This window comes from Diaphorobacter sp. HDW4A, assembly GCF_011305995.1.
Lineage (GTDB): Bacteria > Pseudomonadota > Gammaproteobacteria > Burkholderiales > Burkholderiaceae_C > Diaphorobacter_A.
Genome location: NZ_CP049910.1, coordinates 1,590,237 through 1,605,580, shown reverse-complemented (window position 1 = coordinate 1,605,580; position 15,344 = coordinate 1,590,237). Strand labels below are relative to the sequence as shown.

The window sequence follows — 15,344 nt, the reverse complement described above, 5'->3', positions numbered from 1 at the left end:
CAGGCGCAGCGGGCCAATGAAGCACACAGAGCGCCCCGATCACCCACCACAACGCCGAGAAAGGCCTTCAGGCCAGGCATCGCCGACGCAGACATTCCTCCCGTACGGCAAGGAGGCGCAACAACGCAGGAAAGCATTTATCGGTGCTCCCCAAAAGAATGACCAATCGCGACCAGAAAGGCAGCGTGAGCCCAAAACACTGCCCATTCTAAAGATCAAGAAAAGGCCGGCTCACACAAAGTTAAACCAAGCACATCACCACATCAGCGTTGCCCGCGTTGGTAGCGATTGACGGCCCTGTTGTGCTCGTCGAGGGTGGCACTGAACTGGCTGGTCCCATCCCCCTTGGCGACAAAGTACAGCGCCTTGGTCCGCGCAGGCTGCACCGCAGCCAGCAGCGCCGCCTTGCCCGGCAGCGAAATCGGAGTGGGCGGCAGCCCCGCACGGGTATAGGTATTCCACGGCGTATCGGTCTGCAGATCCCGCTTGCGCAGATTCCCGTCGAACTTTTCACCCATGCCGTAGATGACGGTCGGGTCGGTCTGCAGCAGCATGCCGACGCGCAGGCGATTGGTGAACACGCCCGCGATTTCGGCGCGGTCCTGCGCGCTACCGGTTTCCTTTTCGACGATGCTGGCCAGCACCAGCGCCTGATCGGCTGATTTGAGCGGCGTGTCCGACTCGCGCTGCGACCACGCGGCCTCGAGGCGGCGGTCCATCGCATGCAGAGCCCGCTTGAGCACCGCCAGATCGCTGCTGCCCTTGGCGTAGGCATAAGTGTCGGGGAAGAAGCGCCCTTCCGCCGCCACGCCTTCGCGGCCCAACGCCCGCATGATGTCCTCGTTCGACATCGCGGCCGTATCTTGCTTGAGTGCATCGGCCTTAGCAAGCGCGCCGCGCATCTGTTTGAAGGTCCACCCCTCTACAACGGTCACCGCGCGCAGCGTCGACTCACCGCGTGCAAGCTTCTGCAGCAGCTCGTAAGGTGTTGTCCCGGTTGGAATTTCGTAGTTACCCGCCTTGATCTGCCGGTCCTGCCCCGACAGACGAAACCAGTAGTACAGCAGACGCGCATCGGTCTGTACGCCCGCCTTGACGGCCGCTGTAGCCACACCGCGCGGCGTAGTACCGGGTTCGATCTCCAACTCCAGCGCCTCTCCGGGCGTGTCACTCGCGCGCAGCGCCAAGGGCGCATGCAACCACCAATAAGCGGCACCCGCCGCAGCGAACGCCAACAGCACCAATAAAACGAAGAATCGACGCACAACCCTACCAACTGAATGAATGGAACGGGGCATCATAATTCACCCATGAACCACACTGCGTCAGTGCCTTTCGACGGCGTTACACCTCCTCTTGAACATCTCGGCGTGATTCGCGTACTCGGTGAAGACGCAGCCAGTTTCATCCACGGCCAACTGACGCAGGATTTCGCGCTGCAAAAGCCGGGGGAAGCGCGTCTCGCTGCCTTTCTCAACGCCAAAGGCCGCATGCAGGCGAGCTTCATTGGCATCAAGCGTTCAGCCGATGAAATCCTGCTGATCTGCTCGCGCGACTTGCTGCCCCAGACCTTGAAACGCCTGTCGATGTTCGTGCTGCGCGCCAAGGCAAAGCTCAGCGATGCGACCAACGATTTCACCATTTACGGATTGGCTGGCGGTGCCGCTCCGGTCGATGCAGCGCCGTGGAACGTTGTCGCAAAAGGTGATTCGAGCGTCGTGCAGCTCTATCCCGCAGACGGCCAGCCACGCGCGCTGCTGGTAGCACCCACCGGCTTGGCCGCGCCCGAAGGCCCGCCACTCAGCAAAGAACTCTGGCAACTGAGCGAGGTGCGCAGCGGCGTCGCCACCCTCACCCAGCCGGTGTTCGAGGCCTTTGTGCCACAGATGGTGAACTACGAATCGGTGGGCGGCGTGAACTTCAAGAAGGGCTGCTACCCCGGCCAGGAAATCGTCGCCCGCAGCCAATTCCGTGGAACGCTCAAGCGCCGCACCTATCTGGCGCATGTCGCCGCCAGCGAACTGGCGGTCGGCACCGAGGTCTTCAACGCGGGCGATGCCGAGCAGCCCGTGGGCACCGTGGTACAGGTCGCTGCGTCGCCAAATGGCGGGCTGGACACGCTGGTGTCACTGCAGATCGCATCCGCTCAGGAAGCCTTGCACGCAGGCTCGACCAGCGGCCCGGCGCTGCAGCTGCAGCCGCTCCCCTACGAGCTGCTCGCGGACATCTGAACGCTTTTCAGATCATCCCCCGAGATCCTTCAGATCAGCCGCATTGCATTGCGGCTTGACTTGGGTCTCGTAGCCGAACGAGCGATAGAGCGTCTGCGCCTTGCCCTCGGACTTGGCGATCAGGTTGACGCCTTCCGTGCCGTAGCACAGATGGGCCCGCATGGCGGTGCGGCCATTGCTCGCTTTAAGTCCGTATGGCCCCGTCTCGGAAGCCTGCTTCGCCGAGACGGCAATCGCGTCGTAGCCAACATCGAATGGGCCCTTGAGGCGGTGCTTGAGTTCGTAGCCGACCGGCGCGTCACCGCCGTCGCCGGAGATCTCGGCTACCGGCTCCCTCAGCTCCTTGAGGTCATTGCGGCTTACCTTCACGCAGCACTTGAACTTGCCCTTGCCTGCGGGCAGTTGAAGAAACACCGGCTGATCAGGCGGCAGTGGTTTCGTGAAATGCAGCCTCGCCGCGCCATCCTCGTTGACCGACACGATGCCCGGCACGACCTGAGCAAATGCCGCCGTTGCGCCAAGGCCGAGCATCGCGATGCAACAACGGGTCCAACGCGATGTGGAATGCATGTCAATGTCCATCCGCAGACCAGTGCGGGGGATCGCTCACCAGCTTGTGCACGCCATAGCTGGCGCCCACCGCATGCAGATCCGATGCCTTCTTGATCGTCACCTTCTTGCCCTTGCCATCAGTCATGGTCTTGCTGATCATGCCATTCACATTCATGTCGATGGCGGTGCGCCCGGCGTGATTGGTGGTCAACGACGGACGGTGCACGATGCCGTACGCCTTCACCATCGCCTTGGCGGCGTTGACCGACTTGGTCTTGTCGCCATGATCCCATTCAATGTCCACCCCGGTTCTGGCGGGCACCCGGTCGGGCTGTATCGTGCCCTTGGCAATGTCCCATGCGTAGTGCATGAGGTAGGCCCGCTCAAGTGGCCGGTACGTCGCGATGATGCTGACGCTGCCGCCCGCAGCGTTGATCGCCGTGATGAAGGAATTGACCGCATCGCGAAAACCCGGCGTCAGATCTTCTGTCGAGGTGCCGGTGGGGAATTCTTTGACCCACGCGGCGCCGCTCAGCCGATTCTGGGCCACGGCCGGTGCCGCCGCTTGCGCCTCGGCCAATGTGGCTGCGGGCGTCGCGGCGTTCAGCGCCAGCACGTTCAAGGCACCGGTCGGCACACACGATTGCACATCTGCCGAACAACCATGTGCAAACGCGCTGTGGAACCACTCACGCCGAGAGCTGGTGTTGCCCACCGCTCCCGGAACGATCAATACCGTCATGGTTTCATTCCTTTGAGTTCATGCCTTTTCGCTCAGGCGAATTCAAGCGACAGGTCCTTGTCCTTGGCGGTGAGCGTCACTGAATGCAGTGGCTCGCCGTTCATGGTGCGATGCAAAATCTCGCGACTGATGCCTGCAAGCACGTGATTGGAGAGGATCGCGTCGACCATGCGGCCACCCGATTCGATGTCGGTCGCGCGCGACATGATCGCGTCCACAGCAGGCTTGTCCCACTCGAACGAGATCTGGTGGTTGTCCGACACCCGGCGCTTGATGTGGCCGAGCTTGAGCGCAACGATGCGCGCCAGCATGTCGGGCGCGAGCGGATAGTACGGCACGACGGTCAGACGACCGAGAAACGCTGCGGGGAACACCTTGAGCAGCGGCTCGCGCATTGACGTGGCGAGCGAGGTCGAATCGGGTAGCAGATCGGGATCGCTGCACATGCTCATGATGAGATCGGTGCCGACGTTCGAGGTCAGGATGATCACCGTGTTCTTGAAGTCGATGAGCCGCCCTTCGCCGTCTTCCATGAACCCCTTGTCGAACACCTGGAAGAAGATCTCGTGCACGTCCGGGTGGGCCTTCTCCACCTCGTCGAGCAGCACCACGCTGTAGGGCTTGCGGCGCACGGCCTCGGTCAGCACACCGCCTTCGCCGTAGCCCACGTAACCGGGTGGCGCACCCTTCAGGGTCGAGACCGTGTGCGCTTCCTGAAACTCGCTCATGTTGATGGTGATGAGGTTCTGCTCGCCGCCATAGAGCGACTCGGCCAGCGCCAGCGCGGTCTCGGTCTTGCCGACGCCGCTTGGGCCGACCAGCATGAACACGCCGATGGGCTTGGACGCATCTTCGACCTGCGCACGCGAAATCTGGATGCGCTGGGCGATGGTGTTCAGGCTGTGGTCCTGCCCGATCACGCGCTTGCCCAGCGTGTCGGCGAGACGCAGCACGGCGGCGATCTCGTCCTTGACCATGCGGCCCACGGGAATGCCGGTCCACTCGGACACCACGGTCGCCACGGCCTGCTCGTCCACGGCGGGCAACACCAGCGGGTGCTCGCCCTGCAACTGCTGCAGCTCGCTTTGCGCGGCCTCCAATTCCTGCTTGAGCGCGACGCGTTCCTCATCGCTCAACTCCAACGGAGCCTCCACTGCATCGGCGATCTGCTCAACAGCGTGAGCGGCCGCTGCGGTGTTGGCGATGCTTGCGGCGGCGGCTTCGCTTTCCTGCAGATGCGGCAGAGGCGACAGGCTGCCCAGCGCCGCCTGCGGGTTCAGCTTCTTGCGCAGCTCGAAGACCTTCTGCACCAGCACATGCTCGGCCTCCCAGCGCAACTGGTGTTCCTTGAGCAGCGTGCTCAGCTCGTCCAGCCGCTTGGCGATCTGGCCTGCACGTTCCGCATGGCCGATGCCGATGGACTCTTCGCGCAACAGAATCTCGCGCTCGGTGTTCAGCAGACTCATCTCGCGTTCGATGGCCTCGACCTGCACCGGCGTCGCGTGCTGCGTGAGCGAGACGCGCGCACAGGCCGTGTCCAGCAGACTCACCGCCTTGTCGGGCAGCTGGCGCGCGGGGATATAGCGGTGCGAGAGCTGCACGGCGGACTCGATGGCGCGGTCCAGAATCAGCACCTTGTGGTGGGACTCCATCTGCGCGGTCACACCGCGCAGCATCGCCACGGCCTTGTCCTCGCTGGGCTCGTTGATCAGAATGGTCTGGAAGCGCCGCGTGAGCGCCGGGTCCTTCTCGATGTATTTCTTGTATTCGGCCCAGGTCGTCGCGCCGATGGTGCGCAGATTGCCGCGCGCCAGCGCCGGCTTGAGCAGATTGGCCGCATCGCCCGTGCCCTGTGCACCGCCCGCGCCCACCAGCGTGTGGATTTCATCGATGAACAGAATGATCTTGCCGGGGCTGGCCTGCACCTCGTCGATCACCTGGCGCAGGCGCTGCTCGAACTCGCCCTTCATGCTCGCGCCTGCCTGCAGCAGGCCTACGTCGAGCGTGTAGACCGACACGTCGCGCAGCGGCGGCGGCACATCATTGGCCACCACACGGGCGGCAAACCCCTCCACCACCGCCGTCTTGCCCACGCCCGCCTCGCCGGTCAGCAAAGGGTTGTTCTGGCGGCGGCGCAGCAGGATGTCGATGATCTGGCGGATCTCGTCGTCGCGCCCGGTGATCGGATCAAGCTGACCCTGGCGCGCCTTCTCAGTCAAATCCACCGCATATTTCTTGAGCGCACTGCCCTTGCCGCCGCTGGCGCTGCCCACGGCCTGACTGGCCTCGCCGGCCTGCGCGCCACCGGACATGCCGCTGCCGTCACTAGCCGGCTGATTCTCTTCGGGCGAGGACTTGATGATCTGCACCAGATCGGCGGCCACCCCATCGGGCTGGAGCTTGCGGAATTCGGGTGACATACGGTGCAGCACCGCGCGCAGATTGGTGGTCTTGAGCAGACCCACCAGCAGATAGCCGCCGCGGATCACATCGTCACCATACAGCAGCGTCGCGTAGATCCAGGCGCGCTCGATCGCGGTGTCGATGTGCTCAGAAAAGTCGACGATGGCCGTCGCACCCCGCGGCAGGCGGTCGAGTTCGGCAGTGATGTCTTTTTCCAGCGTCGCCGGGTTGAGCTGGTAGTGCTTGAGAATCTGGCGGAAATCCGAGTCTTGGTCCTGCACGATCTGATGCACCCAATGCACCAGCTCCACATAAGGGTTGCCGCGCAGTTTGCACGTCACCGTTGCAGCTTCGGCTGCCCGGAACATCTGCGTGTTGAGCTTTCCAAACAGATGGTTACGACTAATTTCTGACATCAGTACCTCAAGCGATAACGACCAAAAAGGGAGCGCACTGTCAGAAGTCCGGGCACGGCACTAAACCGCTGAACCGCCCTCTCCACAAAGCCCTCTGCGTTGTGCCATCGTGCGTGGCGGCTCTGTTCCGCCCATGTCGAAATTGCAAAAAATGCGCTTGCACGGGAAACCGCTCCTTCCCTATGCCACATCTCTGCATTAATGCAATCTATTACATCATCACGATTTCACACACATGCACTATCATGGAAGATAGCATATAGAAATGACACTCGTCGAGTTGATAGGAGAGAATGGTGGAAGATTTCAACATCGGTGTGGATTGGACAACACCCATCTCCGAGGAGGCGCCATCCGGGAGAAACACCGAGTACGACACCAAGTTTGCGGAGCTTGAAACTGCGGCCATCGCCACGGCTGAACAGCAGTACGGTGATACGGTGATCGCAGGCAAGGAACCCGACTGGCAACAGATGCTCAAGCTTGCCAGTGAGCTGTCCGCACAGACACATGATCTGCGGGTGCTGCTGCCTTTCACGCGCGCTCTGACCAGGCTGCATGGCTTGGCGGGCCTGCACTACGGCATCGCCAGCGTGAACACAGTGTCACAAAATTTCTGGCAGACGCTGCACCCACAGCTCGAAATCGACGGCGAGCCCGATCCGCAGATCCGCTTCAGCGCTCTAAGCAACTTTGCCGACGTCGAGGGCCTGACTTCCGACATCCGCCAAAGCGTGGTGCTCGCGAGCCATCTCGGCGTCTTCACCGTCAAGGACCTGGAGCGGTTGCTGGAATACGGATCGCTCGACATCAACGGCGTGACCATCACCGACGTGCAGCTCGAACAGATCGTGGCCGATGTGCGCAAGTCGGACGACGCACCCACGCTCGAACTGCCGAGCCGTATCGTGACCGAAATCAGCGCGCTGCAAAAGCACTACACGGAGCAGATGGGCTCGGAATATCAGCCCGACCTCAACGTGCTGATCAGGCCATTGCAGAAGATTTCGACACTGCTCGCCCAAGGCACGGCGTCGGCAAACGAGAACACTGCAACCCCACCGGATGAAGCCGACGCACTGATGGGTGGCGGCATGCATGCGGGCGCGGCGGTCAAGGGGGTGGGCGGCATCAACTCCCGCAGGGAAGCGGTGCGGCAACTGGAGCTCGTGAGTCGCTATCTCGAAATCAATGAACCGACCAGCCCCGCGCCGTTTCTGATTCGGCGTGCCATGAAGTTCATGGAGATGAACTTCATGGACATCCTCAAGGAAATGGCGCCCGATGGCCTGAATCAGGCATCGTTCATCACCGGAGTGGACCCATCGCAGGATGCTTGAAACATCCCACCGCATGAGCTGCGGGCACCACGAAAGGATTTGAAATGCAGTTGCGTCTGAAAGCCCAAGCGGCTTACGCCAACGAGACGCCTCCTCCCATCGAGGGCTTGTTCGACACCGCCGGTGGCACTATCGGGCGGGACCCGCGCTGCCACATGGTTCTGCCGGACCCCATGCGCAGAATCTCGCGCATCCAAGTGCAGATTCTCTGGGAGAACAACGCGTTTCACCTGCTCAACGCGAGCACTTCCAACCCCATCTACGTGAACGGCCGCGAACTCGGCCCGGGTGGCCGCTCTGTGATGGGAGCCAAGGAAGAATGGCGCACGGGTAACTACCTCATCGAGGTCGAACAACTGGCTGACACAACAGTGGCCGCCGCGCCACTGCGGGAAACACCGGCGCAGGCATCCAATCCGCTGCTGCAAGGCTTCACGCCCGCGGCCGCCATTGCGCAAGCTTCCACTCCCCGAACGCCGATTCCCATGGATCCGCTGGCCACGTTCGAGCCGATGCAAGCGGCTGCGATACCAGTGCCGGAAACACCGTTGCCCGAGCCGCTCATCCCCGCGCCCTCCATCGCTCCCGCCATCGCCGCAACGCCCACGTACACCGATCTGCCAAGCCCGGCCTCCGTCATGAAAGGCCCTTTCGACGATTTGCTCGGCGCGCCCGTGGCACCGGACGCCGCTGGTGAACCACTCACCTATCCGTCGCAGACGGCGCACGAGCACCTGCCGGATGATCCCTTCGCCATGGCGTCGCTGCCGACACCGCAGCCCGTGCGTGCACCCGTCCATAGCAGCAGCGTCGGCGACCCGTTTGGCGACCTCATGGGTGCGCCTATCGACACGCACATGTCGAGCGCACCGGCACATTCGATCGGTCATGCGAGCGCGATGCCCCGCGTGATTCCCGATGACTTCAATCCCTTCGCGCTCGGTGGCGTTTCCCGCCGCAACATGGACGATCCACTCAGCGACCTGCTGCGGCCCGGCAACGTCAAGGACATGTTCCCTGAACGCTCGCTCGATGCGATCTTCCAGCCGACCGAGGGTTCCATCGACTCGATGACGGTCGACCCGCTACAGGCGGAGCACCACCAGTCCTTCATGGATGCCTCCACCCACGTGGACCCGCTGGCCCTCTTTTCCGAGGACCGAAAGGAAGACGCGCTGAATCCCGAGATGCTGTTCGGCAACACCGCCATCCGCGAGAAGACACAGAGCGATCACACCTCAGAACTCGGTTCGTACTTCCGCGCGCCGCGCGCTCTCCAAGACCCTGCACCGCCCGGTACCATCGATCCTCTGCAGGCGTTCTCGCAAGCGCCTAGCCTGCCTTCGAATCTGGAGCCGCTCGCGCCCATCGATCAGGGGCTATCATCGCCGCCCACAGCGCAGCCAGCCATACAGCAGTCGCCGGTTCATCAGTCCGCGTCACCGGCCGCGTCGTCCAACGCGGTGAATCTCGACGCCTTCTTCGATCTGAGCGGCGCGCCCGACAACGGCTTGATGGGGCTTGACTCCACGCCGGTTGCTGAGCCGACGCCCGCCCCCACGATTCAGGCGCATGAAGTCCCGATCGCGGCGCTGCCCACACAAACTCCCGCAGCCACCATCGCTGCGGAACCATCGCCCCCACCCACTCCAGCAGCACTCGACGACAACGCCCAGCAACTGCTGGATGCTTTCAAGCGCGGCGCAGGTCTCAACGATTGCCGCTATCCGCAGCAGCTCACGCCCGAGATGATGTTCATGATCGGCCAGATGCTCGGCAACAGCGTGCAAGGCTGCATGGACCTGCTCGGCTCGCGCGCAGCAGCCAAGCAGGAAGTGCGCATAGCAGTCACGCTGATCAACGCCGAGGCGAACAACCCGCTCAAGTTCCTGCCCACCGGCGCAGCGGCACTCGCGCAGATCTTCGGCCCCCGCATGCCCGGCTTTTTGAGTGGCCCGGCGGCCATCGAGAGCGCCCACCTCGATCTGCGCGCGCACGAGGTCGGGATGATGGCCGGAACACAGGCCGCTGTGCAGCGGCTCTTCGAGCGCTTCGATCCGCAAGAGATCGAACAACAGCTCGACGCTCAGGGCCGCCAGCGCACGCTGTTCGCAGCACAGCGCAACGCGCGCCTGTGGGAGATGTATTGCAGCCGCTTTCAGTGGCTCAAGGAAGAGATGAAGAACCAGACGCCAGCGTCGTGGGGCACGGAATTCCACAGTGCCTACCAGAACGAGACGGACAGCATCGACAGAAAAGGACCCAGGAAGTGACGACCATCCCGCCAGCTTCACTCGAAGAGGATTCCGTGGCACTGAGCCACTACTCGCGCTCGCATCAGGGCGACCGCACCTACAACGAAGACGCCTACTGCCACGCGCGTGAAGGCGAGATCATCTCGTTCGCCGTGGCCGATGGCATGGGCGGTGCGGCGGGCGGCATGCATGCCGCGGCACTGGCCATGGCGGCCGTGCGCAAGAACCCGCTGACCTTCGACCCAGACGAGTTCTCCCACCAGATCGTCGCGATATCGGACACCATCAAGCGCGAACAGTCGCAGAACCCCGAGCTGTCGAAGATGTGCACCACGATTGCCGAGCTGCGCATCGACACCTACTCCCAGCGCGCCATCTGGGCGCACTGGGGCGACTCGCGCATCTACTGGTTTCGCAGCGATGAACTGCTCACGATGACCGAAGACCACAGCGTGGTGCAGAGTCTCGTTTCCGCTGGCCTCATGACCGAGGAGGACGCCGCCAACTATCCCAAGCGCAACGTGCTCCTCGGCGCTGCGGGCGCGAGCAGCGAGGTCGGCCCCAGCGTGCTTGATGCACCCGTCGCGCTGGCCGATGGCGACGCCTTTCTGATCTGCACCGATGGCGTCTGGAGCATTCTCAACACTGCATTCATTGAGGAAAGTCTGGTTCGCGCCGTCAGTGTGCAAGATTGGATCAACGCCCTCATGGAAGAGGTCGAGCGCACCGGCAGCGGTGCGAACGACAACTTCACCGCCACCGGCGTGTGGATCACGGCCGACTGCGAAAAGACCATCTCGCCGGGACTCTGAGAGCTGTCTGAACGCTACCCGCCCAGCACCTTGTAGAGATTCACCCGGCTCACCGCGTCGCTGAGCTGCAGGGTGATCAGTGACTGGCGCGCGCCGTAAAGCGAGCGCTGGGCGTCGAGCGCCTGCAGATAGCTGTTCACCCCGTTGCGGTAGCGCGCGTCCGAGAGCTCGTAGTTGGTCTGCGACGCCTTGACCAGCGCGCGCTGGGCGTTGAGCTGTTCGCCGATGTGGGCGCGCACGCTCATCGCGTCTGCCACCTCGCTGAATGCGCTCTGGATGCTCTTTTCGTACTGCGCGATCTGAATGTTCTTCTGGATCTCGGCCACATCGAGCGACGCCTTGAGCGCACCGGCATTGAAGATCGGCAGCGAAACGCTCGGAATGAACGACCAGGTGCGTGTGCCCACGTCGAACACATTGGACAGCGCATCGCTGCCGCGCCCCGCCGCCGCAGACAGCGACACCTTGGGGAAGAACGCCGCACGCGCCGCGCCAATGTCGGCATTCGCGGCCTTGAGCGCATGTTCTGCTGCCAGCACGTCCGGGCGCTTGAGCAAGGTGGTGGACGCGATGGAATCCGGCAGCGCCGCAAGCGCCACGCCGCCGCTACCATCGCTCGATATCGTCGGCAGCAGATCTGCCCCCACATGCGATCCGACCACCAGATCGAGCGCATGGCTCGCCTGCTCGAGCGCCGTGGTGTAGCTCGCCACATCAACGCGCGCGCTCTCCACGCTGGTCTCGACCTGGCTCACATCGACAGCCGAGGCCACACCGAATTCATGCTTGTTGCGCGTGAGCTCCAGCGTCTTGCGCTGGCTCGCCAGCGTCTCCTGCGCGAGCGCGAGGCGCTGCTGGTATGCGCCCACCGTCAGCCAGCCGCTCGCCACTTCGGCGATCAGACTGATGCGCGTGCCGCGGCCCGTTTCCTCAAGCGAGAGATAGCTCTCGAGCGCCTCATTCTTCAGGCTGCGCACGCGGCCGAACAGGTCAAGCTCCCAGCTCGTGAAGCCCACGCTCAGGCCTGCCGAACGGCTGATCTGGCCACGCATGCCGCCGCTTGTGTCCGTCACCGCGCTGCGCGCCGCCGTCTGACTGGCCGTGGCCGCGATGCTCGGAAACAGGTCGGCCGACTGGATCCGGTACTGCGCCTGCGCCTTCTCCACGTTCAACAGACTCACGCGCAGATCACGGTTATGGGCCATGGCCTGATCGATCACCTGCTTGAGCCGCGCGTCGACGAACACCTGTTCCCACTGCAGCGCGGGCAACTCCTGCGCCGCCATGCTTGCCGCGCCGATGGCCGGGGCCACCGACAGCTCCGGCTGCGCATAGTCGGGCGCCATGCTGGCGCAGCCGCCGAGCATCACCGCCATCGCGCAGACCACGGCGCGCACGCTGATCTTCTTTTTCTTGTTCATTGGGTTCATGGCTGCACCACCAGATTCTGTTCGGACGATTGTTGCGATGGGCGCGGCTTGGACTTGAACACGCTGCGCACGATCACATAGAACAACGGCACGAAAAAGATGCCCAGCAGCGTCGACGCCAGCGTGCCGCCGAGCACGCCCGTGCCCAGCGAGTGGCGACCACCCGAGCCCGCACCCTTGCTGATCACCAGCGGCAGCACGCCGAGCATGAAGGCGAACGAGGTCATCAGAATCGGGCGCAGGCGCTGCTGCGCGGCGTGCAGCGTGGCGTCGATCAGCGACATGCCCTGCTCATCCTGCAACTCCTTGGCGAACTCGACGATCAGAATACCGTTCTTGGCCGCAAGGCCGATGGTCGCGAGCAGGCCCACCTGAAAGTAGACGTCATTGCTCAAGCCCCTCAGCGTGGTGAACAGCAGCGCACCCACGATGCCGATGGGCACAGCCAGCATCACCGAGAACGGAATCGACCAACTCTCATACAGCGCCGCGAGACACAGGAACACGAACAGCAGCGACACGGCATAGAGCAGCGGCGCCTGCGAGCCCGATTGCTGCTCCTGGAACGACAGGCCCGACCAGGCGTAGCCAAAGCCGCCCGGCAGATCCTTGACCAGCCGCGCCATCTCGGCCATGGCCTCGCCCGAACTCACGCCCGGCGCGGCCTGGCCGCTGATTTCCATCGACGCCGTGCCGTTGAAGCGCGCGAGCGCTGCGGCCGCGTTGCCCCAGCCCGTGGTCGAGAACGACGAGAACGGAACCATGTTGCCGCTCGCGTTGCGCACCGACCAGCGGCTCAGGTCGCCCGGCAGCATGCGCGCATCGGCATCGCCCTGCACATACACCTTCTTGATGCGGCCCCGGTTGACGAAGTCGTTCACATAGGTACTACCGAGCGCCGTCGCAAGCGTGCTGTTGATGTCGCCCTGCGAGACGCCGAGCGCGCCGGCCTTGGCGTCGTCCACGTTGATGTTGAACGTGGCCGCATCTTCCAGACTGCCATAGCGCACCGCCTGCACCTTGGTGCTTTTGGCAGCAAGCGCGAGCAACTGCTGGCGCGCGGCGACCAGCGCCTCGTGGCCCGCGCCGTTCTGGTCAAGCAGCTGCAGGGTAAAGCCCGCGCTCTGCCCCAGCCCCGGAATGCCCGAGGGCGCAATCGCAAAGATCTGCGCATCGCTGTAGCGCTGCATCATCGCCATGGTGATGCGCCGCCCGATGGCGTTGGCATCGGCCTTGCGCAGGCTCCAGTCTTTCAGGCGAATGAAGCCCATGCCCGCGTTCTGGCCGCTGCCCGAAAAGCTGAAACCCGCCACCGCCATCACCGAATCCACCTCGGGCTGCTCGCGCACATATTCGGACACGGCGTCCATCACCTTGAGCGTCTGCTGCTGGGTCGAGCCCGCAGGCAGCTTGATCTGCACGAACAGCGCGCCCTGATCTTCTTCAGGCAGGAACGAGGTTGGCAGGCGCATGAACAGCAGCGCCATCGCGCCGAGAATCGCGGCGAATACGATAAGGCTGATCGTGCGGTTCTTCGCAATCCGCTTCACCCCACCCGCATAGCCGCGCGACATGCTGTCAAAGCGCTCGTTGAACCACGCGAAGAAACGCCCTAGCGGCCCGCGCGGCGTGACATGGCCGCCCTTTTCAATGGGCTTGAGCATGGTGGCGCAGAGCGCCGGGGTGAGCGTCATCGCGACCAGTACCGACAGCAGCATGGCCGACGCGATCGTCACCGAGAACTGGCGGTAGATCGCGCCGGTCGAGCCGCCGAAGAAAGCCATCGGCAGGAACACCGCCGTGAGCACCAGCGCGATGCCGACCAGCGCGCCAGTGATCTGGCCCATCGACTTGCGCGTGGCCTCATACGGCGACAGGCCCTCCTCGCTCATCACCCGCTCGACGTTCTCAACCACCACGATGGCGTCGTCCACCAGCAGGCCGATGGCCAGCACCATCGCGAACATCGACAGCGTGTTGATCGAATAGCCGAACACCGACAGCACGCCGAACGTACCCATCAGCACGACCGGCACCGCAATCGCCGGAATCAGCGTGACGCGCCAGTTCTGCAGGAACAGGTACATGATCGCGACCACCAGCACAATGGCCTCAAACAGCGTCTGCACCACCTCGTGGATCGAGATCTTCACGAACGGCGTGGTGCTGTGCGCGATCTTGTAGGAAAGGCCGCTTGGGAAATACGGAGCCAGCTCCTTGAGCTTGGCCTCGACCGCGTCGGACACGTTCATCGCGTTCGCGCCCGAACCCAGCTCGATGCCGAGCGCGGCGGCGGGCTTGCCGTTGAACTTGCCGACCGACGAGTACGACTGGCTGCCCAGCTCCACGCGCGCCACGTCGGACAGGCGCACTACGGCGCCGCGGCTGTCAGACTTGAGCACGATACTTTTGAACTGATCTACCGACTGCAGGCGGTTGCGCGACTTCACGGTCGCATTGAGCAACTGGCCCTGCACCGCTGGCACCTCGCCGAGCGAGCCCGAAGACACGTCGGCGTTCTGCGCGCTGAGCGCGGCGGAAACATCGGACGGCATCAGCGAGTAGGTGCGCATCTTCTCGGGATCGAGCCAGATGCGCATCGCGTATTCCGAACCCATGACCTGCACGTTGCCCACACCGTTCACGCGGCTGATCGGGTCCTTCAGCGACGAGGACATGTAGTCGGATATGTCGGTGCCATCCATGCTGCCGTCTTCCGAATGGAAAGCCAGCACCATGAAAATGTTGCCCGAGGACTTGGTGACGGTGACGCCCGTGGCCTGCACGCTGTCTGGCAGCTTGGACTGCGCCTGCTGCAGTTTGTTCTGCACCTGCACCTGCGCGATGTCGGGATTGGTGCCCGAGGCGAAGGTCAGCGTGACCTGCGCGCTGCCCGCCGACGTGCTGCTCGAACTCATGTAGAGCAGGTTGTCGAGGCCCGTCATGTTCTGCTCGATCACCTGGGTGACCGAGTTCTCAGTGGTCTCGGCGGATGCTCCGGTGTAGGTGGCGCGGATCGTCACCGAGGGCGGCGCGATGTTCGGATACTGCTCCACGGGGAGCGTGGAAATCGACAGCAGGCCTGCAAGCGTGATGACGATGGCGATGACCCACGCGAAGATGGGCCGGTCGATGAAGAAGCGTGACATCGGTGGTGCTTCCT

General features: G+C 63.3%; 10 protein-coding genes. 4 read left to right on the top strand and 6 right to left on the bottom strand.

Annotation, left to right across the window (positions count from 1 at the left end; translation table 11 throughout):
* Positions 1-263: 263 nt before the first annotated feature.
* Complete coding sequence (gene mltG / locus G7047_RS07175) at positions 264-1,301, bottom strand: endolytic transglycosylase MltG (protein WP_166302808.1); 1,038 nt, start codon at positions 1,299-1,301, stop codon at positions 264-266.
* 9 nt (positions 1,302-1,310) lie between these two features.
* Between mltG and G7047_RS07170 the strand changes: the two genes are divergently transcribed.
* The gene (locus G7047_RS07170; RefSeq protein WP_166302805.1) at positions 1,311-2,231 is read left to right on the top strand and encodes a folate-binding protein YgfZ; all 921 of its coding nucleotides are present in this window, start codon (positions 1,311-1,313) and stop codon (positions 2,229-2,231) included.
* Positions 2,232-2,243: 12 nt separating this feature from the next.
* Here G7047_RS07170 and G7047_RS07165 read toward each other — a convergent pair whose 3' ends face one another.
* The 3 genes from G7047_RS07165 to tssH are packed head-to-tail and all read right to left on the bottom strand — an operon-like array spanning position 2,244 to position 6,344.
* Positions 2,244-2,801, bottom strand: a complete 558-nt coding sequence (locus tag G7047_RS07165; protein ID WP_166302802.1) for a hypothetical protein — start codon at positions 2,799-2,801, stop codon at positions 2,244-2,246.
* A gap of 1 nt (position 2,802) precedes the next feature.
* Positions 2,803-3,525, bottom strand: a complete 723-nt coding sequence (locus G7047_RS07160; RefSeq protein ID WP_205904735.1) for a hypothetical protein — start codon at positions 3,523-3,525, stop codon at positions 2,803-2,805.
* Between the two features lie 32 nt (positions 3,526-3,557).
* On the bottom strand, positions 3,558-6,344 hold the full coding sequence (tssH, locus tag G7047_RS07155) for a type VI secretion system ATPase TssH (RefSeq protein ID WP_166302799.1): 2,787 nt from the start codon (positions 6,342-6,344) through the stop codon (positions 3,558-3,560).
* 293 nt (positions 6,345-6,637) lie between these two features.
* Here tssH and tssA point away from each other — a divergent pair, with 293 nt between their 5' ends.
* The 3 genes from tssA to G7047_RS07140 are packed head-to-tail and all read left to right on the top strand — an operon-like array spanning position 6,638 to position 10,751.
* Entirely contained in the window at positions 6,638-7,684 is a 1,047-nt protein-coding gene (gene tssA / locus G7047_RS07150; RefSeq protein ID WP_166302796.1) for a type VI secretion system protein TssA, read from the top strand.
* A 44-nt stretch (positions 7,685-7,728) separates the two neighbouring features.
* Positions 7,729-9,957 carry a type VI secretion system-associated FHA domain protein TagH gene (gene tagH, locus G7047_RS07145; RefSeq protein WP_166302793.1) on the top strand — a complete coding sequence of 743 codons (2,229 nt, stop codon included), beginning with the start codon at positions 7,729-7,731 and terminating at the stop codon, positions 9,955-9,957.
* A complete protein-coding gene (locus G7047_RS07140; RefSeq protein ID WP_166302790.1) occupies positions 9,954-10,751 on the top strand; it encodes a PP2C family serine/threonine-protein phosphatase in 798 nt (265 codons plus the stop codon). Before tagH ends, G7047_RS07140 begins: the two co-directional genes overlap by 4 nt.
* A gap of 14 nt (positions 10,752-10,765) precedes the next feature.
* On the opposite strand, the gene G7047_RS07135 is transcribed toward G7047_RS07140, so the two are convergent.
* Both G7047_RS07135 and G7047_RS07130 read right to left on the bottom strand, forming a co-directional pair.
* The gene (locus tag G7047_RS07135; RefSeq protein ID WP_240939396.1) at positions 10,766-12,181 is read right to left on the bottom strand and encodes an efflux transporter outer membrane subunit; all 1,416 of its coding nucleotides are present in this window, start codon (positions 12,179-12,181) and stop codon (positions 10,766-10,768) included.
* Positions 12,178-15,330, bottom strand: a complete 3,153-nt coding sequence (locus G7047_RS07130) for an efflux RND transporter permease subunit (protein ID WP_166302787.1) — start codon at positions 15,328-15,330, stop codon at positions 12,178-12,180. Before G7047_RS07130 ends, G7047_RS07135 begins: the two co-directional genes overlap by 4 nt.
* Positions 15,331-15,344 lie beyond the last annotated feature (14 nt).